This is a genomic window from Arthrobacter sp. T2-23 (genome assembly GCF_055398325.1).
On the sequence record NZ_AP027917.1, the window covers coordinates 1,782,153 to 1,804,482 of the forward strand.

Genomic DNA, 22,330 nt, shown 5'->3' on the forward strand with positions numbered 1-22,330 from the left:
ATGGCCAAGAACCTCACCACGGCGGAAACTGGCTCCATGGACGACGCCGAAACCCCGGAGAGCAGCACCGCAAAGGCGCGCACCGCTCCCGCCCCGGACGACGCGCGCAAGCCGGACCGCCCCACCGATGTCACCAAGCCCTCCTGGAAGTACATCGCCAAGAAGACCCTCCGGGAATTCACCAAAGACCAATGCCCCGACCTGGCCGCCTCGCTGACCTACTACTCGGTGCTCTCGATCTTCCCGGCGCTGTTGGCGCTGGTGTCCTTGCTGGGCCTCTTCGGAGACGCGCAGAAAACCACCTCGGCGTTGCTGGACATCGTCCAGGGGATCGCCCCGGGCGAGACGGTCAAGACGATCCGCCCGGTGGTCGAAGAACTGGCCGGTTCCTCGGCCGCCGGCTTCACGTTCATCCTGGGCCTCCTCACCGCCCTCTGGTCCGCCTCCGGGTATGTCGGGGCGTTCGGCCGGGCCATGAACCGGGTGTACGAAGTCGATGAGGGCAGGCCTTTCCTCAAGCTGCGCGGCACCATGCTCGCCGTGACCGTCGTCAATCTGCTGATCGTCGTCGTGCTGGCCGCGATGCTCGTGCTCAGCGGGCCGGTGGCCGAGTCCGTCGGCAACGTCATCGGCCTCGGCGATGCTTTCCTGGCCGTCTGGAACGTCGCCAAGTGGCCGGTGATGCTGGTGCTGGTCATCGTGGCCATCGCCGTGCTGTACTACGCCACCCCCAACGTCAAGCAGCCGAAATTCCGCTGGATGAGCATGGGGTCCGCGATCGCCGTGGTCGTGTTCCTGCTGGCTTCCCTGGCCTTCGGCTTCTACGTGGCCTACTCCAACAGCTACAACAAGACCTACGGCGCGATCGGCGGCGTCATCATCGCGCTGCTTTGGCTGTGGATCCTGAACATGTCGCTGCTGTTCGGCGCCGAGTTCGACGCCGAAACCGAGCGCGGCCGCCAGCTCCAGGCCGGCATCGAGGCCGAGGAAACCATCCAGCTGCCGCCGCGCGATACAAAGAAGAGCGACAAGCTCCAGGCCAAGGAGGAAGAGGACATCCGCCGCGGACGCGAGCTGCGGGAAGAACACGGCGGCCGCGAACGGGCTGGGGACCAAAGCCCCTAGGCGCTCCGCGCCCGCACGGGTTGTACTGGGGGGACGCACCGCTGGGGGTGCCACCGTCCGCCTACCGGGAGGATATATGCCGGCGCCTGCAGCAGCCCCCGGGCCCATCGCCGTCGGCTATGACGGTTCCGAAATCTCGCAGCTCGCCGTCCGCTGGGCCGCCAGCCATGCCGCGTCCCGGGGCCTCCCCCTAAAAGTTGTGCACGCCTGGGTCTGGCCGATGTTCACCAAGGACCTGGGGCCGGTCAAGGGCGTGGCGGGCAGCGGACTACGGCATTCCGCCGAGGCCATCCTCGCCGAGGGCCTCAAGCTCGCCCGCGAGAACGCCCCGGGGCTCGACGTCGGCGGCGTCATGGAGGCGGGCCTGCCCGCGCAGGTCCTGCGCCACGCCTCCGCCGGCGCCGCCCTCCTTGTCGTCGGAAGCCGCGGCATGGGCGGCGTGCTTGGACATTTGGCCGGTTCGGTCTGCCTCGACCTCGCAGGCTCCGCACCGTGCCCGCTGATGGTGGTCCGCCGCCCGCACCTGCCCGGCCGGCCCGTCGTCGTGGGCATCGATGCCGCCGCCCGGAGTTCGGCCGTCCTCGCCGACGCCGCCCGGCTGGCAGCCGCGGTCGGGGCAGGTTTGCAGCTCGTCCACGTCGATCCGGGCCGGGGCGGGGCCGGCGGGGAGCACGGCCGCCACGCCCCGCTGCACGGCTCAGAGCTGTTGGAGCACGCCGTCGCCGAAGCCGGCCGTCTGGTCCCCGGGCTCGCCGTCTTCGGCACCCTCAAGGACGGCCACGCGGCCGCCAAGGAATTGGTGGAAGCTGCAGCGGATGCGGATGTGCTGGTGCTCGGCACCCACAGCCGCGAGGGGGGACTGGGGAACACAGTTTCCGCGGTGCTGCACAAGGCCCCGTGCAATGTCATGATTACGCGCTGATTCCCGGGCTCCGGGAGCGCCGCCGCCGGAGCCCCCGATTCAGGCCGAGGAGTGCGGGAAAGGGAGGCTCTGTGCGAGCCTGGTGGGTTGCGCAGCCCGGGCCGATGGCCGACGGGCCGTTGGTGTCCGGCGAGCGCCCGGACCCCGTGCCCGGCCGCGGGGAGGTCCTGGTACGGGTGCATGTGTGCGGGGTGTGCCGCACGGACCTGCACCTGGCCGAGGGCGAGCTGGCCCCGCGGCGGCCCGGCGTCATCCCGGGGCACGAAGTGGTGGGCGAGGTGGTCGGCGCCGGACCAGGGGCAGCCAGGTTCCGCCCCGGCGAGCGGGTGGGGGTGGCATGGCTCGGGGGCACCTGCCGCTCCTGCCGGTTCTGCCTGCGCGGGCAGGAAAACCTGTGCCTGTCCCCCACCTTCACCGGCTGGGACCGCGACGGCGGCTACGCCGAACTCATCACCGTCGCCGAGGACTTCGCCTACCGGATCCCGGGCATCTTCCCGGATGAGGAAGCGGCCCCGCTGCTCTGCGCCGGCATCATCGGCTACCGCGCCCTGATCCGCGCGGAACTGCCCATCGGCGGCCGGCTGGGCATCTACGGCTTCGGCGCCTCAGCCCACCTCGCCGCCCAGTTGGCGCTTTACCAGGGGGCCAGGGTCTACGTGATGACGCGGTCCCCGGACGCCCGCCGCCTCGCCCTGGACCTCGGGGCCACCTTCGCCGGCGGGGCCGACGAACAGCCTCCGGACCCGCTCGACGCCGCCATCCTCTTCGCCCCGGCCGGCGGCCTGGTGCCGCCGGCCCTGAGGGCCCTGGACCGGGGCGGGACCCTCGCCGTCGCCGGCATCCATCTCAGCGACATCCCGCCCCTGCACTACGCCGCCGAGCTTTTCCAGGAGCGCCAGCTGCGCAGCGTCACGGCCAACACGCGGGCCGACGGCGAGGAATTCTTCCGCCTCGCCGCGGAAATCCCGCTCCGCCCGACCACCGTGGCCTACCCGTTCGACGCCGCGGACCGGGCGCTGCGGGACCTGGCCGCGGACCGGGTCACCGGCGCCGCCGTCATCCGCGTGGCCCCCTAGCCATCCGGGCCGGCGCGGAGGAACTCGTGCTCCTGGCCGGCCCGGAGCAGCACTTGCCGGGCGCCCACCCGGACCAGGACCGGGGCGGCGTCGCCCGGGGCAGCGGAGACAAGCAGCCGGTCGGTTTCCAGGTGCACGGCCAGCAACTGGTCGCGGTAGCGGACCTGGAAGTCCACCCGGCGGAGTTCGGTCGGCAGCCGGGGGCTGAAGTCGAGGGCATCGCGGGTGATCCGAAGCCCGGCAAAGCTGCGCTGGACGACATCGATCGAGCCGGCCATAGCGCCGAGGTGGATGCCCGAGCTGGTGGTTCCGCCCTGGGTGTCGTCGAGGTCAGCGTCCAGGGCTTCGCGGAACGTGGCCCAGGCCTGCTCCGGGTCGCGCTGGGCAAGGACCGAGGCGTGCGCCACGCGGCTGAGCGTGGAGCCGTGCGCTGTCCGGGCCAGGTAGAAGTCCACGGTTGCGGCCATCTGCGCGGGGGTGACCGTGTAGCCCATCCGGCCGAGGAAGCCCACGAGCTGGTCCTCGCCGAGGACGTAGAGCAGCATCAGGACGTCGGCCTGTTTGGCGAGCCGGTAGTGGTTGGTGCTGTCGCCCTCGGCTTCCAGGATGAGGTCCAGCCGCTCGATATTGCGGTAGCTGCGGCGGTAGTGGTTCCAGTCCAGCTCACGGAGCGCCCCGTAGCCGGCGAACTGGCTGATGATGCCGTCCCCGTGGAAGGGCACGAACATGCGCCGGCTCAGCCGCGCCCAGGCCGCGATCTCCGCCGCCCTAACGCCGAGCCGTGCCCGGAGGTCCTCCATGTCGAAGCCCCGGACGGAGTGCATGATCCATTCGGCCTGGTCGAACACCCAGGCGGCCATGATGTTGGTGTACGCGTTGTCATCCAGGCCGCCGCCCGGGTCGCCCGGATTTCCGGTGTGGTACTCGTCCGGACCCATGACGCCCCGGAGGTGGAACCGGTCGTCGATGGGGTCGTAGTCGGCCATCGACGCGAACAGGCGGGCAACCTCGACAATGAGTTCCGCGCCGTGCTGCGTCAGCCAGCCGCGGTCCTGGGTGGCTTCGAAGTACTGCCAGGCGTTGTAGGCCACGGCCAGGCCCACGTGGCGCTGGAGATGGGAATAGTCCGGCACCCAGTGCCCGGAGAGTTTGTTGTAGAGCAGCATGGGGGTCTGCTCCGTGCCGTCACTGCCGCTCTGCCACGGGAAAAGCGCGCCGCGCAGCCCGGCCGCCCTCGCGGCGTCGCGGGCCGTGCCGAGCCGCCGCCAGCGGTAGTCGATAAGTTCACGGGCCAGCGAGGGCAGGCGGGAGTTCAGCACCGGAAGGACGAACAGCTCGTCCCAGAAGACGTGCCCGCGGTAGCCCTCCCCGTGCAGTCCCCGGGCCGGCACGCCCGCGTCCAGCTCGGCGGTGTGCGTCGTCAGCGTCTGCAGCAGGTGGAAAACGTGCAGGTTCAGGATCAGCTGCGCCTGGGAGGGGGCATCGGACTCGATGATGAACGGTGCCAGCAGCAGGGTCCAGGCCCGCTCATGCTCCGCCAGCAGCGCCTCGAAACTGCCCGATCGCGCCAGCACCGCCTCCGCGCCCGTCAGCGGAGAAGAGACCGCGTGGTCCCGGGAACTGGCGACCCCCACCGTCTTGGTCACCGTCACCGCACTCCCGTCTGCGACCGGCACCTCGAAGCGGTGCGCGTACAGCCCGCCCAGCTGCTCGAACTCGGAATTGGCCGGTCCGGACAGCTCCGTCCGCAACGCCAGGGCAATGCCGATCCGGCTCTGGCTGGTCTGCACCTGAACGCTCAGTCCGACGGCGCCGGGGCCGCCTGTGTTCTGCCCGCCGGCACCCGGGCCGCCGGCGGACTCCGAGACCTGCACCCCCGACAGGTGCCGCGTCGACAGCTGCGCATCCTCCGGAACATTGGAGTTGGTCACCGCCGTGTCGCAGCCGCTGCGGATGCTGACGCGGCCGCTCCAGCCGTCCGCGGTGAGCACGGTCTCCAGCGCGGCGAGATGCGGCTCCGCCATCGACACGAGCCGGCGCTGCACCAGCTGGAGCCGCCGCCCGGCATCGTCCTCCAGCAGCGCTTCCCGGGTGAGCAGCGCCCGCTTGAGGTCCAGGGTGCGGCGTTCCCGGCGAAGCGTCAGGCCACCCTCGGACCACCAGGCGCCGTCTTCGATCCGCAGGTCCAGATGCAGCCAGTCCGGGATGTTGACCATGTGTTCGTCCACGGTCCGCTGGCCCTGCACGACGCTGGCCAGCCGGTTGTAGACGCCCGCCAGATAAGTTCCGGGGTAGTGGATCTCGCCGCCGCGGTGTTCGGGGGCGGCGCCGCGGGTCGCCAGATAGCCGTTGCCCAGCGTGGTGAGGGCCTCCCGGTGGCCCTCATGCGCCGGGTCGAAACCCTCATAAACCAGCAGCCAGGGGTGGGTTATGACCAGGCCGATGTCCAGTTCGCTGACGTCTTCCACCACGATGTCCGCACCGGCGGCTTCCAGCTCGGCCCGCCGACCGGTCCGGTCGATGCCGACGACGAGTCCGAAGCCACCCCGGCGGCCCGATTCCACCCCTGCGACGGCCGCTTCGATGACCATGGCCCGGCCGGGCGGAATGTCCAGCCGGCGCACCGCCTCCAGGGCCAGCGCCGGCGACGGCTTGCCCGGGATGGCGCGCCGGAGCGCCGCCTGCCCGTCGGCCACGTGGTCGAAGAACCCGTCCAGGCCGACGACGGCCAGGAGCGCGCCGGCGTTGGAGGCGGAGGTGGCGAGCAGCACCGGGATCCGGCCCGCCCTGAGCCGTTCCAGCAGGGCTACGGTGCCGGGGAAGGCCCGCGGCGGGTTGCCGCGCAGCGCCTGCCCGAACAGCTCATCCTGGCGTTTACCGAGTCCGAACGCGGTCCAGTCTCCCGGGCCGTCCGCGGGCGAGCCGGGCGGGAGCTGAGCCCCGCGCGCGGCCAGGAACGCCGCGATCCCCTCGGCGGCGGTCCTGCCCTCGATGAAGGCCGTGTAGTCGGCATCGGTGAGCGGGTCGCGGCGGGTACGCGACGGCAGCCGGGGGTCGTTGAAGACGTCCCCGACGAGCCGGCGCCAGGTCGCGGCCCGGAGTTCCGCGGTGTCGAGGACCACGCCGTCCAGTTCGAAGACCACCGCGTCGACGGGCGCCAGTGCAGCTGCAACAGTGGGCGACTCCGTCATGCGCTATTCGTACCAGTCTTCGGTGTGCGGCAACAGGGGCGGCAACAGGGGCGGCAACTGGGGCGGCCGGCGCGGCAGCTGCTGCGGCAGCCGGCCTCAGCCAAGGAGTGCATCGAGCGTCGTGAAGCCGTAGCCGGCCTGCCGGATCCGGTTGAGTAGCTGCGGCAGGGCGTCGGCGTCGAGGGTAGTTCCGTCGTCGGGGTTGGAGCCGATGTGCATCAGGACGATTTCCCCCGGCTGCAGCGCGGCGAGCACCCTGTCGGCAACGATTTGGGCCGTGATCCCTCCGCTGGTGCCCTTCCAGCCCAAGGTGTCGACCGTCCAGCGGACCGGGAGGTAGCCCAGCGCATTTACGGCCGCGATGGTCCGCGCGTCCCGCTCGCCGAAGGGAAACCGGAACAGCGGGCGGGCGTCTGCGCCCGCGGCCGCGATCGCCGCCTCGGCTCCGGCGAGTTGCTGGGCGATCTGGGCGTCGCTGAGGGAAGTGAACCCCGGGTGCGCCATCGAGTGGTTGCCCACCCGGTGGCCGGCGGCCACGATCGAGGCGACGCCGGCCGGGTTGGCGCTGGCCCAGGTGCCGGTGAGGAAGAAGGTTGCCCGGGTTCCGGTCGCGGCGAGGGTCTGCAGAATGCCGGGCAGGCCTGCAGAGTTGGCGCCGGCGTCGAAGGTCAGGGCGACGACGGGCCCTGCGTTCGGGATGACCCCGACGTCGGCACCCCGGAGCGCCGGCGGGAACGGGTCCGCAGGCGGCTGCGGCGGAGCCGGAGGAGGTTCCGGCGGGGCGGGAGGCGGTTCAGCGGGCGGAAGCGGCGCCTCCGTTACCGGGGCCTCGGTGACCGGCGCGTTCGACGGCGGAGCCGGCGCCGGGCTGGTCGCGGGGCTCGCCGGCGGGGCCGGCGGCGCGCTCTGCGTCAGCGCCGCCGCGGCCGTCGTGGTTCCGGTGGTGCCGGAGGCCGCCGGCGGCGCAGCACCGTCAGGCCGCCCGGAAAGGATCACCGCCGTCACCACCACGGCGGCAAGCAACAGCACCGCGGCCGCCAGCGCAATCAGCCGGCGGGTGTTCCCGGCCAGGATCGACCACATGCTTCACCATGGCACCACCGGCCCCAGCGAGGGTAGGGCTGAAAGGCCCGCGAATATCCCCGTCCTCCCGTCTCAACATCTCGACGCGCCACGGGGAGGGGGAGGCTGCGCAGTAGGATGCTTGTAGGCGCAGACGCCTGGTTCTGCGCGAACATCGAGGCGGGAAAACCGTGAAAATTGTGCTCCGGTATCCGCTGGTTGCGGGCACGGTCGCCGTTCTCCTGGCGGTGGTGTTGCTGTTGGTCTCCGGCCAGGAAGACATCGCCCAGATCGGCGCGAGCATATACGCGCTCGCCGTGGCCGCCTACCTCGCCGTCGGCATGGTCCGTCGGCTGATGGGCGGGCAGTGGGGCATCGACATCCTGGCCGTCACGGCGATCGTCAGCACCGTGCTGGTGGGCGAATTCGTCGCCTCGATGATCATCGTGCTCATGATGGCCGGCGGCACAGCCCTGGAGGACTACGCCGCGGGCCGGGCCAAGAAGGAACTGACGTCCCTGCTGGAGCGCGTTCCGCAGACGGCCCACCGGGAACGCAACGGCAGCTCCGCCGCCGGAACGAACCCCGCCGGCACGAACCCCGCCGTCACCAGCACGTCCGGAACCGAGCCCCTTGACATCCAGGCCGGTGGCCAGCACGAGGACGTGGCCGCCACCGACGTCCGGGTCGGGGACATTCTCCTGGTCCGGCCGGGCGAAGTGGTGCCCCTGGACGGCATCCTGCTTTCCGAATCGGGCAGCTTCGACGAGTCCTCGCTCACCGGGGAGAGCCTCCCGGTGGAGCGCGTGGCCGGCGAAGGGCTGATGAGCGGCTCCCTCAACGGCGAAGCAGCGGTCCGGATGCAGGTGACCGCCCTGATGGAGGACTCGCAGTACAGCCGGATCGTCGCCCTGGTGAAGGAAGCCGCGGACAGCAAAGCGCCCATGGTGCGCCTGGCCGACCGCTACGCCGTCCCGTTCACGGCGTTCGCGTACCTGCTGGGCGCCATCGGCTGGATCATCAGCGGCAGCCCGGCCCGGTTCGCCGAAGTCTTGGTGGTGGCCACGCCGTGTCCCCTGCTGATCGCCGCCCCGGTGGCCTTCCTGGGCGGCATGAGCCGGGCCGCGCGCGGCGGCATCATCGTCAAATACGCCGGCGTCCTGGAGCAACTGAGCCGGATCAAAACCGCAGCCTTCGACAAGACCGGAACCCTGACCTACGGCCGGCCGTCCCTGGTGGGTATCAGGACGGCTGGGTCCTTCACCGAGGACGCGGTCCTCGGGCTCGCGGCCTCCGCCGAACAATATTCCTCCCATGTGCTCGCCGCCTCGGTGATGGACGCGGCGCGGGGCCGCGGGCTGGTCTTCGGGACCGCCACCGAGGCCACCGAATTCGCCACGCACGGCGTCCGGGCCCGCTTCGACGGCCGGGACGTAGTGGTCGGCAAACCCAAGTTCGTGGCGGAGTCGGCCGCGGGCCTGGTGGAAACGGAGCTGGCCAGCGGCGAACTCGCCATCTACGTTGGCGTGGCCGGCGAATTTGCCGGAGCCCTCGTGATGAGCGACCCCATCCGCGGGGAAACCGGCCGCACCCTGGCCCAGCTCAAGGAACTCGGCGTCACCCGTACTGTCATGCTGACCGGCGACGCCCTCGCCACCGCTAAGCACATCGCGGGCGAGGCCGGGCTCACCGACGTCCGCGCCGAATGCCTGCCGGCGGACAAGGTCGAAGCCGTCCGGTCCCTCCCCGCCCGCCCGGTGATGATGGTGGGCGACGGCGTCAACGACGCACCTGTCCTCGCCGTCGCCGACGTCGGCATCGCCATGGGGGCCCGCGGCTCGACGGCGGCCGGTGAGTCGGCCGATGTCGTGATCATCCTCGATGACCTGTCCAAGGTCGCCTCGGCGGTGCGGATCGGCCAGCGCACGATCAAGGTGGCGCTGCAGAGCATCTGGATCGGCATTGCGCTAAGCGTGGCCCTGATGATCGCCGCCGCGGCCGGCTTCGTCCCGGCCATCGCCGGCGCCCTGTCCCAGGAGCTCGTGGACCTGGCCACCATCCTCAATGCCCTGCGCGCGCTCAGTGCCGGCAAACAGGGGGCCGGCAAACAGAGTGCCGGCAAACAGGGGGCGGCCAAGGCGGCGGCGGGCACCCCGGCGCCGGGCACCGCGGGGCCCGGTGCCAGGACCCGGGGGCAGAAGGACGCCGGCGGTGCTACCGGGAAGCCGCCAGCTTCTCGGCTTCCGCGATCCGCGGGACGGTCCTGAGGTAGCTGTCCGGGTTCAGCGAGATCGAATCGATGCCCTCGCCGACCAGGAACGCCGCGAACTCCGGGTGGTTGCTGGGCCCCTGGCCGCAGATGCCGATCTTGATCCCGGCCGCGTGCGCTTTGCGGATCGCCTCGCTGATCATCGCCATGACGGCCTCGTCGCGCTCGTCGAACAGCGCCGCCAGCTGCGCAGAGTCTCGGTCCACTCCCAGGACCAGCTGGGTGAGGTCGTTCGAGCCGATCGAGAAGCCGTCGAAGCGGGTGGCGAACTTTTCGGCCAGGACCACGTTGGAGGGGATTTCGCACATCATGTAGACCTGGAGGCCGTGCTCGCCGCGGACCAGGCCGTTCTCTGCCATCACGGCCAGCACCTTGTCCGCTTCCTGCGGCGTGCGGCAGAAAGGGACCATCACAATGATGTTGCTGAAGCCGATCCGTTCCCGGACCCGCTTCAGGGCCCGGCATTCGAGCGCGAAGCCGTCCCGGTACCGTTCGTCGTAGTAGCGCGAGGCGCCGCGGAAACCGAGCATGGGGTTTTCCTCGGCCTCCTCGAACGCTGAACCACCCACCAGGTGCGCGTACTCGTTGGTCTTGAAGTCGCTGAGCCGCACAATCACCGGGTTCGGGTGGTAGGGGGCGGCGATCTTCGCGATGCCCAGCGCCAGCGCGTCCACAAAGTAGTCCCGGGAGTCGGCGTAGCCGCGGGTCAATTCCCGGATCTGCGCGGCCTCCTGCGGGTCCGTGACCCGTTCCGGATGGACCAGCGCCATCGGATGGACCCGGATCAGGGCGCTGATGATGAACTCCATCCGGGCCAGCCCGACGCCGTCCGCGGGCAGCCGCCACCACTGGAAGGCGGCCGCGGGGCTGGCGATGTTGACCATGACCTTGGTGTGCGTCGCCGGCAGTTCGCCCAGGTCCACCTCCTCGGTCTCGAACGCGAGCGTGCCGGCGTAGACGCGGCCCTGGTCGCCTTCGGCGCAGGACAGCGTCACGGCCAGCCCCTCGGCCAGCACCCCGGTGGCGTTGCCGGTCCCGACGACGGCGGGCACCCCCAGTTCCCGGCTCACGATCGCCGCGTGGCTGGTGGGACCGCCGTGGTCCGTGACGATCCCGGCCGCGCGTTTCATGATGGGAACCCAGTCCGGGTCGGTCATTTCGGTGACCAGGATGGCGCCGTCGCGGAACTTCTCGATGTCCGCGGCGCTCCGGATCACGCAGGCCGTCCCCTGTGCGATCGAGTCGCCGATCGCCGCGCCGGTCGCCAGGACAGCCCCTGTTTCGAGCAGGTGGTGCAGGGTGAAGCGGGAGCCGGTCTTGAGTGACTGCACGGTCTCGGGCCGAGCCTGGACCATAAAGAGTTCGCCGGTCTCGCCGTCCCGGGCCCATTCCATGTCCATCGGCCGGCCGTAGTGCTCCTCGACGGTCACGGCCCAGCGCGCCAGGGTCAGGATCTCGGCGTCGGCCAGGACGAAGGCGCGGCGTTCGGCGTCGGAGGTGTCCACCGTCCGGGTGCGGGCGTGGCCGCCGCGGCTGTAGACCATCTTCTGTGCCTTGGAGCCGAGGGTCTTTTCGATGATCGGGCTGATTCCTTCGGCCGGCCCCTCCGCCGGTCCCTCTGCCGCGGCGGCGCCGCCCAGGAGCGGTTTGAACACCAGGTACTTGTCCGGGTTGATGCTGCCCTGAACCACGGTCTCGCCGAGGCCCCAGGCGGCGCTGATCACGGCCGCCCGAGGGAACCCGGAATCCGTATCGATGGAGAACATCACCCCGGAGGCCCCGACGTCGGAGCGGACCATCCGCTGCACGCCGATCGAGAGCGCGACGTCGAGGTGGTCGAAGCCCTTGACCTCCCGGTAGCTGATGGCCCGGTCGGTGAACAGCGAGGCGTAGCAGCGCCGGCAGGCGTCCATGAGTTCCCGGTCGCCGGCGACGTTGAGGAAGGTTTCCTGCTGGCCGGCGAAGCTGGCGTCGGGCAGGTCCTCGGCCGTGGCGCTGCTGCGGACGGCGACGGAGAGCCGCTCCCGCCCGGCGCGCCGGCCCAGGTCCCGGTAATGCGAGCGGATGGACTCGGCGATGTCCTCCGGGAAATCGCTGGCCAGGAAGAGTTCCCGGATGGCCTCCCCGGTTTCGCGCAGCGTGGCGTCGCCGGAACGGTAGGCCAGGATCCGCGAGCGCATCGCCGGTTCGATCCCGTTCGCCGCGATGAACGTCCGGTAAGCCGCGGCGGTGGTGGCGAAGCCGTCGGGGACCCGCACGCCCCGGGCCTTGAGGGACTGGATGAGTTCGCCCAGGGAGGCGTTCTTGCCGCCGACCTGGGGAACGTCGCCCATGCCGATCTCTTCAAACCACAGCACATGTTCGGGCATGCCGGCGCTCCTCGGTGTTCGTCCGCCAATGGTCCGATCCTGCTGCCCGGCGCGGCGCGGGGTCAGAGGCTTTGGACCTCTTAGGCGGCGGATTCGGCGGTGCCTGGCCAGCCCGCGCAAGACTAGGCGGCGCGGGCCAGCCCGCGGTGCCGGGCCGCCTTGTAGAGCGAATCGGCGAGCAGGACGGCGGGAATTGCGGCGAGGGCCACGGCCAGCCCCCCGGGAGTCGGCGGGGCGTGGCCCAGCAGCGCCGCGAGCGGGCCGAGGAACAGGAAGACCGCCAGCAGACCCAGCTCCGCCAGCACGGCCCAGAGCAGCAGCCGGTTGGTGAGCCAGCCCAGCCGCCAGGGCGGGGCGGTGGCGCTGCGGCAGGCGAAGGCGTTGGCGAGCTGGCCCAGGACCACCGTGGTGAATGCGGCGCCCGAGGCGGCCATCAGGACGTCCGACGGCGGCAGTTCCGCCCCGGGGCTCCAGCCGGCGCCGAAGAGCACGGCGGTGTAGGCGATCATTTCCATCAGGGCCTCCACCGGTCCCAGCAGCCCGAACACCCGGAACATCAGGGCGCGGTCCATCAGATGCCGGCGTTCCGGCGGGCGTTTGAGTGCCCCCTTGCTGGGGGCCTCGCTGCCGAGGGCCAGGGCCGGCAGCAGGTCGGTGCCGATGTCCAGGGCGAGGATCTGCAGCACGCTCAGCGCCAACGGGAACCGCCCGCCGGACAGGGCCCAGAACACGAACGGCGTCAGTTCCGCGACGTTGTCCGTGAGGTGGTAGGTCAGGAAGCGGCGGATGTTCGCGTAGGTGGCGCGGCCCTGCTCCACGGCCGCGATGATTGTCGCGAAGTCGTCGTCGAGCAGCACCAGGTCCGCCGCCTCGCGGGCCACGTCCGTGCCGCTGCGGCCCATGGCGACGCCGATGTCCGCCTGCTGCAGGGCCGGTCCGTCGTTGACGCCGTCGCCGGTCATGGCCAGCACGTGGCCGCGGTGCTGCAGCAGCCGGGCCACCCGGAGCTTTTGCTCCGGCGTCACCCGGCTGACCACGACGCCGTCGCGGTCCAGCAGCGCGGCCAGGACCTCATCGTCTTCCGGCAGCGTATGGCCCTCCAGCACCAGCTCCGGTGAGCCGATCAGGCCGGTTTCGCGGGCAATGGCGGCGGCCGTGAAGGCGTGGTCGCCGGTGACCATGCCGACCTTGATGCCGGCCTCGCGGGCCGCCTGCAGGGAGAGCCGCACCTCGGCGCGGGGCGGATCGTGCAGGCCGATCAGCCCCAGCAGCGTCAACCCGGTCTCCACGTCCTCGGGCTTGAAGGGGGCGCCCGGCAGGCCCGGCAGGCTCCGCTGCGCGACTGCGAGGACCCTGAGCCCGCGCGAGGCCATCTGGTCCACCATTTGCAGGGCGCGGTCGGCGCCGCCCTCGCCCTCGCCCTCGCATAAGGGGATCACGGACTCCGGGGCACCCTTGACGAAGAGCGTGGTGCCGACGATGGCGGACTCCCGCAGCCGGCGGGGATCGAAGGCAAAGCGGTGCGACGGCGTCGGCTCCTCCGGCCGGCCGCCGGGGCCGGCAAGCCGGGTGGCGAGCGCGTCGATGGCGGCTTCCATCGGGTCGCCCTCGGCGATCCACTGCCCGTCGTGGGGCACCGCCCGGCCCACCGAGGCGGCACGGGCGGCGGCACTGAGCCGCTGCCCCGCCTGGAAAGCCGCCGCCCCGGCGTCCGCGCCGCCTTCCCCGGAGACTTGGGCTTCCGGCCCGTAGCCCGCCCCTGTGATGCCCAACAGACCCGACGGCGTCCAGACCTCGACGGCGTTCATCCGGTTCTGCGTGAGGGTTCCCGTCTTGTCGGTGCAGATGAACGTGGTGGAGCCAAGCGTCTCGACCGCCTGCAGGTTGCGCACCAGGGCGTTCCGCGCGGCCATCCGCTGCGCGCCGATGGCGAGCGAGAGGGTGACTGTGGGGAGCAGGCCCTCGGGCACCAGCGCCACTGCCACGCCGATCGCGAAGAGGAACGCATCGCGCCAGGAGATGCCTACGAGCAGCGAGAGGATGAAGAACAGGGCGCCGATGCCCAAGGCCACGCCGGCGACAATCCGGACAATCCGCTGCAGTTCCAGTGCCAGCGGGCTCGGCGGCGCTTCGACCTTGCCGGTCAGCGACGCGATCTCGGCGAGCCTGGTCTGTCCCCCGGTGCTGGCCACCACGCCTTCGGCCGTGCCGATGACCAGGAAGGTTCCACCGAACACCGTGTCGCCGGCGGCCTTCGTCACCGCTTCGCTTTCGCCGGTGAGCATCGATTCGTCCACCGTGCAGCCCGCGGCCAGGGCCAGCTGGAGGTCCGCCGGCACCCGGTCTCCGGCAACCAGCACGACGGCGTCGCCGGGAACCAGCTCGGCGGCGTGCACCGTGACGATGCGGTTGTCCCGCCGGACCGAGACCATGGCGGGCAGCAGCTCGCGCAGCTTGGCGGCTGCGTGCTGGGCGCGCTCCTGCTGGATGTAGGCGAAGACCCCGTTAACGACGATCACGACGACGATGGCGACGCCCAGCTGCGGCATCCCGGCGACGAAGGCGAGGACGGCCGCCACCCAGAGCATGATGGCAAAAAAGTGGGTCAGCTCTGCCAGCAGCCGCCGCCACCCCGGCACGGCCCGGACCTCGGGCAGCCGGTTCGGCCCGGCGCGCTCCAGCCGCAGGGCAGCCTCCGCCGAGCTCAGCCCGGAAATTCCTGGCAGCGGCCCGGCCGCGGCGGGGTTCACCCTCCGCCGCCCGTCATGCGCAGCACCTAACCCCGGCACTGCCCAGGTGCGTCATGCCTCCGAGGATGCTCCGGCGCAGCGCCGCTGGTTAGGGCCAAAGGTCACCGGGGGCGGCCGGCGGCTACGCCCCACCGGGGCGGCTGCGGTTGCCGGGCCCCCCTCAGTTGCCGGTGGCGGCCGGCGGCCGCTGCCGGCCGAGCGAACGCAGGTACGCGCCGAAGCCCTGGGGCGCCCGCGACTGCGTCCGCCCGGAGGTCAGCACCCGCATGCTGTCCGTGGCGAGGACCGTGAACGCGAGGCTGCGCAAGCCTTGGACGAGCGTGCGGTCCTCATGCGATTCCTGCTTGGAGAAGCCGCCGGCGGCCAGGTAGGCGGAGGCCCGGACGCCGAAGTTGGCGCCGTAGATGTGCGGGTGGTTCTCCTCGAACGGATGGCGGTCCAGCCAGCGGCGCAGCAGTTCCGGATCCATGCCCACGGGATCCGGTTCCACCGAGCCCAGCACCGCATCGGCGCCCGCGTCGGCGAACTCGAGCTGCCGGACCAGCCAGTTCTCCGGGACCTGGGAATCGGCATCGGTGTTAGCCAGCCAGGTCCGGCCCGGCCAGGGCGCCGGCCGGGAACGCTGTCCCGGGGCGCGACGGCCGCCAAGCACGGCGCTGCGGACACCCGCCGCCCGGCTCGCGCCGGCGCTGCGCAGCCGGACCTCGAGTGCACTGAAGCGCGGGTCGGCGTCGACGTATCCGGCGGTGATCGCGGCGGTGCGGTCGGTGCAGCTGTCCAGGACCACCGTCACGCAAACGGCGATCTCGGGCCGCTGGCGCTGCAGCTCGTCGGCAGCGCGCTGCACCGCCCGCAGCGCCCGCCCGATGTGCTGGTCCTCGTTGTGGGCAGGCATGACCACGGCGACGGCGTCGATGCCGGGCCGCCGCGACGGGGTCCTGGCCGCTGCGGCCGGACCGCTCACGGGAGCGGCTCCGGGGCGCGGAGGATTTCCAGCACGAAGTCGCGCTCCCGGTAGAGGCCGGCGTCGGCCCAGCGAAGCTGCCGGCGGGCTGCGGAGTGGACGGTGTCGCCGTCGAGTTCCCAGCCGTCGATCGGGTGCCGCCAGTGACAAAGCGCCAGGGTGCCGCCGGGCAGCAGGGCATCTTCGACCCGGTCGAACAGCGCGGCCAGTTCCTCGGGCGAGAGGTAGTAGCCCACCTCGGACACCACGATCAGGTCAAAGGCCCCCTCCGGCCAGTCCTGCGGAACCGTGAGGTGGCTGGTCCGCGCGTCGGGCAGGTGCGCGAGCCGCCGGGCGGCGTGCGCCAGGGCGGCGCTGCTCGCATCGACGGCCAGGAAGCTCCGGCACCGCTCAGCGAGCTCGACGCTGAGGGTGCCGATCGAGCAGCCGATCTCAAGCCCGGCGGTGAAACTCCGGGCGGGCAGCGCCGCGAGCGTCAGCGCGCGTTTGCGGTGCTCGTACCAGCTGGTGGTGTAGTCCCAGGGGTCCTCGTTCCGGGCGTGGACGGCGTCGAAGAGCCCCTCGGCGTCGGCCGCGGCGTAGCCGGGGCGGGTGCCCGCGGCCGGAGCGGGCGCTTGCCAGGCGAAGGTTTCCCAGTGCCGGGAGAAGTGTTCCAGGAACGCGGGCGGGAGCAGCACTTCGTCCCCCGGCTGGTCCGACAGCGCCCGGACCTGCGAGGTGTGCGCCGCCATCGCCTGTGCCTTGGCCTGCTCCTCGGCCGGGGACAGCGGGAGCCGCAGCCACCGTTGCCAGGCCGGGTCCCCGGGACCGGCCCAGAGCCAGTACCAAACCGGGTACTCCAGCAGCCCGTACCCGGCCGCGGCGACCGCCTCGGCCGCCGCGACGCCCAGCGCGTCGTGGTCGGCGTGGCCGTCGTGCCGGTATGGCGCCACGAGGACAATCCGGTCCGCCGGCAGGCCGGTGGCGGCCGCGGCCTCGCGGATGGCGGCCAGGACCTGCTCCCGCCGCCCGGAAAGCTTTCCGTCCGGCAGCCCGAGGTACCGCCACTCGGCGTCCGGGACGAGCCTGCCGAGCGCACTGTCGAACTCCCGCAGCCGCAGGGCGGACAGCCGTTCGGGCGTGGTGCTGGGCGAACCGGGGTGCGAGGCCTCCCCGGCCGTGCACAGCAGTACCCGCACCTCGGCGCCAAGCCCGTGCAGCCGGGCCATCAGTCCGCCGGCGCCCAGGGATTCATCGTCGGGGTGGGCGGCCAGGACGATGAACGCCGTGGCGGCGAGTTCCGCGGCGTCCAGCGGCAGTTCCGGCAGGGTTGCCACGCCGCTGCGTGCCCAGTCGGATTCGGGAGTCCCGGCGTCGCTGTGCGTGAAGCTCACCATGGGTGGTCCCCCTTGAAGGTCAGGGCGCCGAGTTGGGCGTCGTCGCGCATGGCGTGGTGCTGGCGGACGTAGAGCGAGAGGTCGGCCATGCGTTTGGCGTAGGGTTCGTCGAAAGCCAGCGGGCCGGGCCCGAGGTTTTGGCCCACCAGCGCCTGGATGCGGTCGACGGCGGCGGCCACGTTGCCGCGGACGCGCAGCGCCTCACTCCATGCGCCGGGTCCGGAGAGTTCCCCGCCGTCGATCCGGGCTGCGGTCCGGGCGAGGTAGTGCAGGAGGCCGGAGAGCGTGCGGTCGATTTCGCCGAGGTGCGCGAGGGCCAGCTGGTCCGGTTCGCGGCCCCCGTCGGCCGCCGTCTTGAGCGCGTCCGCGTAGCTGCGGGCCACGGCGACGGCGCCGCCGAGCCAGCAGGCAGCGACCCCCATGCCGCCCCAGGCGAAGCCGGGGCGCTGGTAGTACCAGCCGGTGCCGCCGAGCGGGACGGCCGGGACGGCGTCGAAGTGCACGGTGCCGCTGGGGATTTCGCGCAGGCCCCGGCTGGTCCAGTGCGGGTCCGCGAAGCTGACCCCGGCGGCGTGCAGGTCGACGGCGAAGGCGGCGCGGCCGCCGCCGTCAAGGTGTGCAGTCAGCACGGCGTGGTCGAGCTGCGCGGCGATGGAACACCATGGCTTGGATCCCTGGAGGACGACGGTGCCGCCCGCCTCCTTGGCGTCCAGCGTCAGCCCGGGCGCCTCGGCGGCGAAGACTCCCCACGTCCCGTCGAACGGGACGGTGCCCCCGGCCCCCGCTGCCTGGGCGAGGATGGCGGCGGCGTCGAGGTGGGGTTCCAGGATCCGGCCGGCGGCGACGTCGACGGCGGTGACCGAGGCGAGGATCTCCCAGAGGAACGCGGTCCGACCGGACCCGGGCTTGGGGGCGGTCTCCCCCAGATCTTTGGCAAGGGCCAGCAGGGCCGGGACATCACCGACGCCGGCAGCGGCGGTTTCCAGCAGCGGCCCGAGCCCGGCAAGTTCATCCGGGGTGGAGCTGATCCGCACGGCGCGGGGAGGGCGGGTCTCCTGGGTCGCGTTCATTCGGTGGCCTGTGTCCTTTGCGAAGTACGCCTGGTGCTGTTCGTTTCAATGGCTGTCGGCCGAAGCCGCCGCCGGATAAATCTAAGCATACTTAGCATTTGGCCGGTCCGGGCCGCCGCGGCGCCCGTCTGCGCCGTCACTGCGCGATCGCACAGGCCACCTCACGGCGCTATCTTACGAGGGCGAGCGCGAAGCCGTCCCAGCCCTTCGACCCGACCGTCTGGATCACGGTGGCGTCCAGCCGCGGGTCCTCCCCCATCATCTGCAGCGCGGCGACGATCCCCGGGGCGTTGACGGGGTCCAGGGCCGGTTCCAGCACCGCGCCCTCCCAGACCACGTTGTCCATCACTACCGTGGTGCCGGGTCGGCCCAGCCGGATGGCCCAGTCCAGGTATTGCGGGTTGTTTTCCTTGTCCGCGTCGATGAACACGAAGTCGAAGGGTCCGGAGTCCTCGGCCTCCAGTTCGCGCAGCGTGTCCAGGGCCGCGCCCACCCGCACGTCCACGAGGTGGCCCAGGCCGGCCCGGTCGAGGTTCGCGCGGGCCACCTCGGCGTGCCGGGGCAGGTATTCGCAGGTGATGATCCGGCCGCCGTCGGGCAGGCCCTGGGCCATCCAGATGGTGCTGAATCCGGCCAGGGTGCCGATCTCCAGGACCCGGCGGGCGCCGGAGAGCCGGACCAGCAGCTTGAGCAGCTTGCCGGCGTTCGGGGCGACCTCGATGGGCGGCATCCCCGCCGCGAGGGCGGCTTCCACCGCGTGCCGCAGCGATTGATCGGGCCGGACCACGACGCCGGAGAGGTACTCCTCAACGGCGATCCAGCGGGACGTGGGCTGATGCTCGATCATGCGGCCCAGTCTTCCAGTTGGTGCCGCCAGGCGGTAGGGGCAGTGCGGTAGGGGCAGCGCGGCAGGACTGACGCGACCGCCGATGCCCAGGCCGAGCGCTCCCGCCGCTCCCGGTCAGTCGCCCAGCGCCGCTTCCAGCCGGTCCAGTTTGCCCGTCAGTTCGCCCGAGTAGCCGGGGCGGATGTCGGCCTTGATCACCAGGGAGACGCGGCTTCCGTAACGGCCCACGGCGTCGGTGGCCCGCTTCACGACGTCGAACACCTCGTCCCACTCCCCCTCGATCGTGGTGAACATGGAGTCTGTCCGGTTCGGCAGGCCGGATTCGCGGACGATCCGCACGGCCTCGGCAACGGCGTGGTGGACCGAGGCGTCGTCGGCGTCGGATCCGGCGGGAGCGTCGGCGGGGCGACCTGAGGGTGCGACAGAAAATGCAAGCAACATGGCTCCAGTCTGCCACGCCCCGTGAGGCCCGTACGGGGCCGGATCCGCGGTCCGACACGTCACAAAGTGGCGTACCCGCCGGTAACAGGTTTCCTCCACCTCCGCGTTGCTACCCTGAGCAAATGAACCGGGGAGTAGACCGCAGGCCGTTGCGCGCGGACGCCGCGCGCAACGTGAACAAGATCATTGCCGCGGCCCGCCAATGCTTCCGCGAACACGGCCCCGAAGTCCCGCTGCAGACCATCGCGGTCACCGCCGGGGTTGGTCCCGCCACCCTGTTCCGGAACTTCGCCGACAAAGAGGAACTGGTCCTCGCAGCCCTGCACCAGCAGCTGAAACTGCGGGTCAACCCGGTCATCGAAGAAGCCCTGGCCGGCAAGGACGCAACCGAGGGCCTGTTCCGCGTGGTCGACGCCCTGATGGGGGTGGCCAGCGACGAAGCCAACCTCCTCGGCGCGGTGGCCGGCCGCCGAGGTGTGCTTACCGGGATCACCGGGGACCTGATCGAGTCGGTGGCTGTGCTGTTGGGCCGCGGCCAGGGCCAGGGCACGCTGCGCAGCGACATCTCGATGACCGACATGATCCGGCTGCTGGCCATGCTGATCGGTGTGGTGGACACCATGGAGGCCGGCTCGGACGCCTGGCGCCGCCCGGTCGCGCTGCTCGAAGACGCCATCCGCGCCGAGCGGCCCGAGCGCCCGCTGCCGCCCCAGTCGCTGCTGCCGGGAACCGTGTACGGCACCGCTTTCGGCGTCGGCTTCGGCTTCGGCGGCAGCTAGGCATCACGTAGCGTTGGTCCCATGACCTGGGAATCCGTTGCTGGCGTGCTCGGCGGCCTGTTGTTGCTGTATGCCGCGCTGCTGGTGCTGCTCTGGGGCTACGCACGGCGTCACCCCGAGACCGTCACCATGAAGGATGCCCTGCGGCTGCTGCCGGACCTGCTGCGGCTGATCCGGCGGCTGCTGGCCGACCGCACGGTGGCGGTGGGGGTCCGCGTCCGGCTCGCCCTGCTGCTGGCCTACCTGCTCTCGCCGATCGACCTGGTGCCTGATTTCCTGCCCGTCATCGGCTACGCGGACGACGTCGTCATCGTCGCCCTGGTGCTCCGCTCCGTGGTCGCCCGGGCCGGCGAGGAGGCCCTGGCGCGGCACTGGCCCGGCACCCCCGAGGGGCTGGGGCTCATCCTGAAGCTGGCCGGGCTCGGCGCCGCCCGGTGAGGTGTGCCACGCCCGGGCGCTGTGCGGAATAGCGCCCGCGAAGCAGCCGTTGTGGCCTGCATGAAGGCAATCACTTACAGCGAATACGGCAGCCCCGACGTCCTCGAGTTGACGGAGCAACCCCTGCCGAAGGTCGGGCCGGGCATGGTCCTGGTCAAGGTCAAGGCGGCGTCGGTAAACCCGGTGGACTGGAAGATCATGGCCGGCTACCTCGATGCAGCCATGGATCTGCAGTTCCCGGCGATTCCCGGCTGGGATGTGGCCGGGGTGGTCGAGTCCGTGGGCATCGACGCGCCGCACTTCAAGGCCGGTGACGAGGTCATTTCCTACGGCCGCAAGGACTATGTCCATGGCGGCAGCTTCGCCGAATACATCGCGCTGCCGGAACGGCTCCTGGCCCGCAAGCCTGCGTCGCTGGGCTGGAACGAATCCGCCGGCCTTCCCCTGGCGGGATTGACCGCCTACCAGGTCCCCACCCGCTTGGGCCTCAAAGCGGGTGAGACGGTGCTGATCCACGGCGGCGCCGGCGGCGTCGGGTCCCTCGGAATCCAGATCGCCGCGGCCCTCGGCGCCAGCGTGATCGCGACCGCCTCCGAAAGGAACCACGACTTCCTCAGGTCGCTCGGGGCCGAACCCGTCAGCTACGGCGACGGGCTCGCCGAGCGGGTGCGGGCCCTGCGTCCGGACGGCGTCGACGTCGTGGCGGACTTCGTGGGCGGCAACCTCGACGCCACCCTGGCCGTGCTGGCCGACGGCGGCCGGCATGCCTCCATCGCGGACAGCGAGGTGGAGCAGCACGGCGGCACCTGGATGTGGGTCAATCCCGTTGGCTCCGAACTGCAGGAACTCGCCACCCTTGTCGACGAGCGCCAGCTGAGGGTCGAGGTGGCGCGCACCTACCCGCTGGCCCAGGCTGCCGATGCCTTCCGGCTCAACATGGAGGGACACACCCGCGGCAAGATCGTTGTCACGGTCGACGGCGACTAGGGCCGCCGCCCGGGCGCCAGCGTAGCCGCCCCCGCGGACGTCCCCACGGGGCACCGCGGGGGTTCTCCGACGAGGATCTGCCGGCCGCGCGAACTCGCGGGGTCCACGGACGGCGCCGAGCTGTTTGTCTATCCCGGCGCTCAGCACCTCTTCGCCGGCTCCTCGCTCGATGCGTACGACCCGGAGGCGGCAGCGCTTCTGCTCGAACGCGTGCAGGCGTTCCTCGCCTCCGTCTGACCGGCACGACCGGGAACGACCAGCCGCCGGGCATGTCAGTCCGAGGCCGGACCTTGCTGATCGGCATCCGGCGGCGAATCCGGCGTGGCGGGCTTTTCCTGGGCCGGCTTTTCCTTTGTCCCGTGCCCGTGCCCGTGCTGTGCCGCCTCCTGCAGGTGTTGCTGCAGTTTCTCTTCGGCCTCGCGGCGGCGCCGGGCCATCTCACGCAGCTCCCGGGTGGATTCGGCACCCGGAGATACGAAGTGCTCATGCGGCTTGGCATGGTGTGCCCGGCCGGCGGCCTCCGGATTCGCGTCCGGGCTCGTGTCCGGCCCCGCGGCGGCCCGATCCGACGGTTCGGGGGCAGCGCGGTTCGGAACATCACTGTCGGTCATCTTCCAATGCTCCCACCGGCCGCCCGGGCGCGCTAAGGGCTAAAGACCGTTGA

16 protein-coding genes and 1 pseudogene are annotated in these 22,330 nt (G+C 71.4%); 7 read left to right on the forward strand and 10 right to left on the reverse strand.

Translation table 11 applies throughout. The features are described 5' to 3' along the window. From ACZ5Z0_RS08195 to ACZ5Z0_RS08205, 3 genes are all read left to right on the forward strand, one after another. Complete coding sequence (locus ACZ5Z0_RS08195) at positions 1-1,125, forward strand: YihY/virulence factor BrkB family protein (RefSeq protein WP_464107968.1); 1,125 nt, start codon at positions 1-3, stop codon at positions 1,123-1,125. A gap of 76 nt (positions 1,126-1,201) precedes the next feature. Further along, positions 1,202-2,047, forward strand: a complete 846-nt coding sequence (locus ACZ5Z0_RS08200) for a universal stress protein (RefSeq protein ID WP_464107969.1) — start codon at positions 1,202-1,204, stop codon at positions 2,045-2,047. Positions 2,048-2,118: 71 nt separating this feature from the next. Then, complete coding sequence (locus ACZ5Z0_RS08205; RefSeq protein WP_464107970.1) at positions 2,119-3,123, forward strand: zinc-dependent alcohol dehydrogenase family protein; 1,005 nt, start codon at positions 2,119-2,121, stop codon at positions 3,121-3,123. Here ACZ5Z0_RS08205 and ACZ5Z0_RS08210 read toward each other — a convergent pair. Then, positions 3,120-6,314 (reverse strand): HAD family hydrolase, encoded by a 3,195-nt coding sequence (locus tag ACZ5Z0_RS08210; RefSeq protein WP_464107971.1) that lies wholly within the window; start codon positions 6,312-6,314, stop codon positions 3,120-3,122. The two genes, ACZ5Z0_RS08205 and ACZ5Z0_RS08210, sit on opposite strands and share 4 nt — an antisense overlap. Before the next feature lie 96 nt (positions 6,315-6,410). Continuing rightward, complete coding sequence (locus ACZ5Z0_RS08215; RefSeq protein WP_464107972.1) at positions 6,411-7,397, reverse strand: polysaccharide deacetylase family protein; 987 nt, start codon at positions 7,395-7,397, stop codon at positions 6,411-6,413. Positions 7,398-7,567: 170 nt separating this feature from the next. On the opposite strand from ACZ5Z0_RS08215, the gene ACZ5Z0_RS08220 reads away from it, so the two are divergent. Further along, positions 7,568-9,643: a heavy metal translocating P-type ATPase gene (locus ACZ5Z0_RS08220; RefSeq protein WP_464107973.1), complete on the forward strand. Its 2,076-nt coding sequence runs from the start codon at positions 7,568-7,570 to the stop codon at positions 9,641-9,643. Here ACZ5Z0_RS08220 and ppsA read toward each other — a convergent pair. The 7 genes from ppsA to ACZ5Z0_RS08255 form a co-directional block, all read right to left on the reverse strand. Further along, a complete protein-coding gene (gene ppsA / locus ACZ5Z0_RS08225) occupies positions 9,591-12,014 on the reverse strand; it encodes a phosphoenolpyruvate synthase (RefSeq protein WP_464107974.1) in 2,424 nt (807 codons plus the stop codon). The genes ACZ5Z0_RS08220 and ppsA overlap by 53 nt on opposite strands. Before the next feature lie 122 nt (positions 12,015-12,136). Then, positions 12,137-14,764 carry a cation-translocating P-type ATPase gene (locus ACZ5Z0_RS08230; RefSeq protein ID WP_464107975.1) on the reverse strand — a complete coding sequence of 876 codons (2,628 nt, stop codon included), beginning with the start codon at positions 14,762-14,764 and terminating at the stop codon, positions 12,137-12,139. Between the two features lie 160 nt (positions 14,765-14,924). After that, positions 14,925-15,728, reverse strand: coding sequence for a glycosyltransferase family 2 protein (locus tag ACZ5Z0_RS08235; RefSeq protein ID WP_464107976.1), 804 nt, complete (start codon positions 15,726-15,728; stop codon positions 14,925-14,927). Further along, positions 15,725-17,104 carry a PIG-L family deacetylase gene (locus ACZ5Z0_RS08240; RefSeq protein ID WP_464107977.1) on the reverse strand — a complete coding sequence of 460 codons (1,380 nt, stop codon included), beginning with the start codon at positions 17,102-17,104 and terminating at the stop codon, positions 15,725-15,727. Before ACZ5Z0_RS08240 ends, ACZ5Z0_RS08235 begins: the two co-directional genes overlap by 4 nt. After that, positions 17,098-18,174 (reverse strand): acyl-CoA dehydrogenase family protein, encoded by a 1,077-nt coding sequence (locus tag ACZ5Z0_RS08245; protein ID WP_464107978.1) that lies wholly within the window; start codon positions 18,172-18,174, stop codon positions 17,098-17,100. Before ACZ5Z0_RS08245 ends, ACZ5Z0_RS08240 begins: the two co-directional genes overlap by 7 nt. Positions 18,175-18,343: 169 nt before the next feature. Beyond that, positions 18,344-19,021, reverse strand: coding sequence for an O-methyltransferase (locus ACZ5Z0_RS08250; protein ID WP_464107979.1), 678 nt, complete (start codon positions 19,019-19,021; stop codon positions 18,344-18,346). Positions 19,022-19,135: 114 nt separating this feature from the next. Next, a complete protein-coding gene (locus ACZ5Z0_RS08255) occupies positions 19,136-19,462 on the reverse strand; it encodes a thiamine-binding protein (RefSeq protein ID WP_464107980.1) in 327 nt (108 codons plus the stop codon). Between the two features lie 122 nt (positions 19,463-19,584). Here ACZ5Z0_RS08255 and ACZ5Z0_RS08260 point away from each other — a divergent pair, with 122 nt between their 5' ends. From ACZ5Z0_RS08260 to ACZ5Z0_RS08270, 3 genes and pseudogenes are all read left to right on the forward strand, one after another. Next, complete coding sequence (locus ACZ5Z0_RS08260) at positions 19,585-20,241, forward strand: TetR/AcrR family transcriptional regulator (protein WP_464107981.1); 657 nt, start codon at positions 19,585-19,587, stop codon at positions 20,239-20,241. A 240-nt stretch (positions 20,242-20,481) separates the two neighbouring features. Then, positions 20,482-20,563: pseudogene (locus tag ACZ5Z0_RS08265) on the forward strand (YkvA family protein); the annotation flags it as partial. Between the two features lie 176 nt (positions 20,564-20,739). After that, positions 20,740-21,666 carry an NADP-dependent oxidoreductase gene (locus ACZ5Z0_RS08270; RefSeq protein ID WP_464107982.1) on the forward strand — a complete coding sequence of 309 codons (927 nt, stop codon included), beginning with the start codon at positions 20,740-20,742 and terminating at the stop codon, positions 21,664-21,666. A gap of 272 nt (positions 21,667-21,938) precedes the next feature. On the opposite strand, the gene ACZ5Z0_RS08275 is transcribed toward ACZ5Z0_RS08270, so the two are convergent. Continuing rightward, on the reverse strand, positions 21,939-22,277 hold the full coding sequence (locus ACZ5Z0_RS08275; protein WP_464107983.1) for a hypothetical protein: 339 nt from the start codon (positions 22,275-22,277) through the stop codon (positions 21,939-21,941). Positions 22,278-22,330 lie beyond the last annotated feature (53 nt).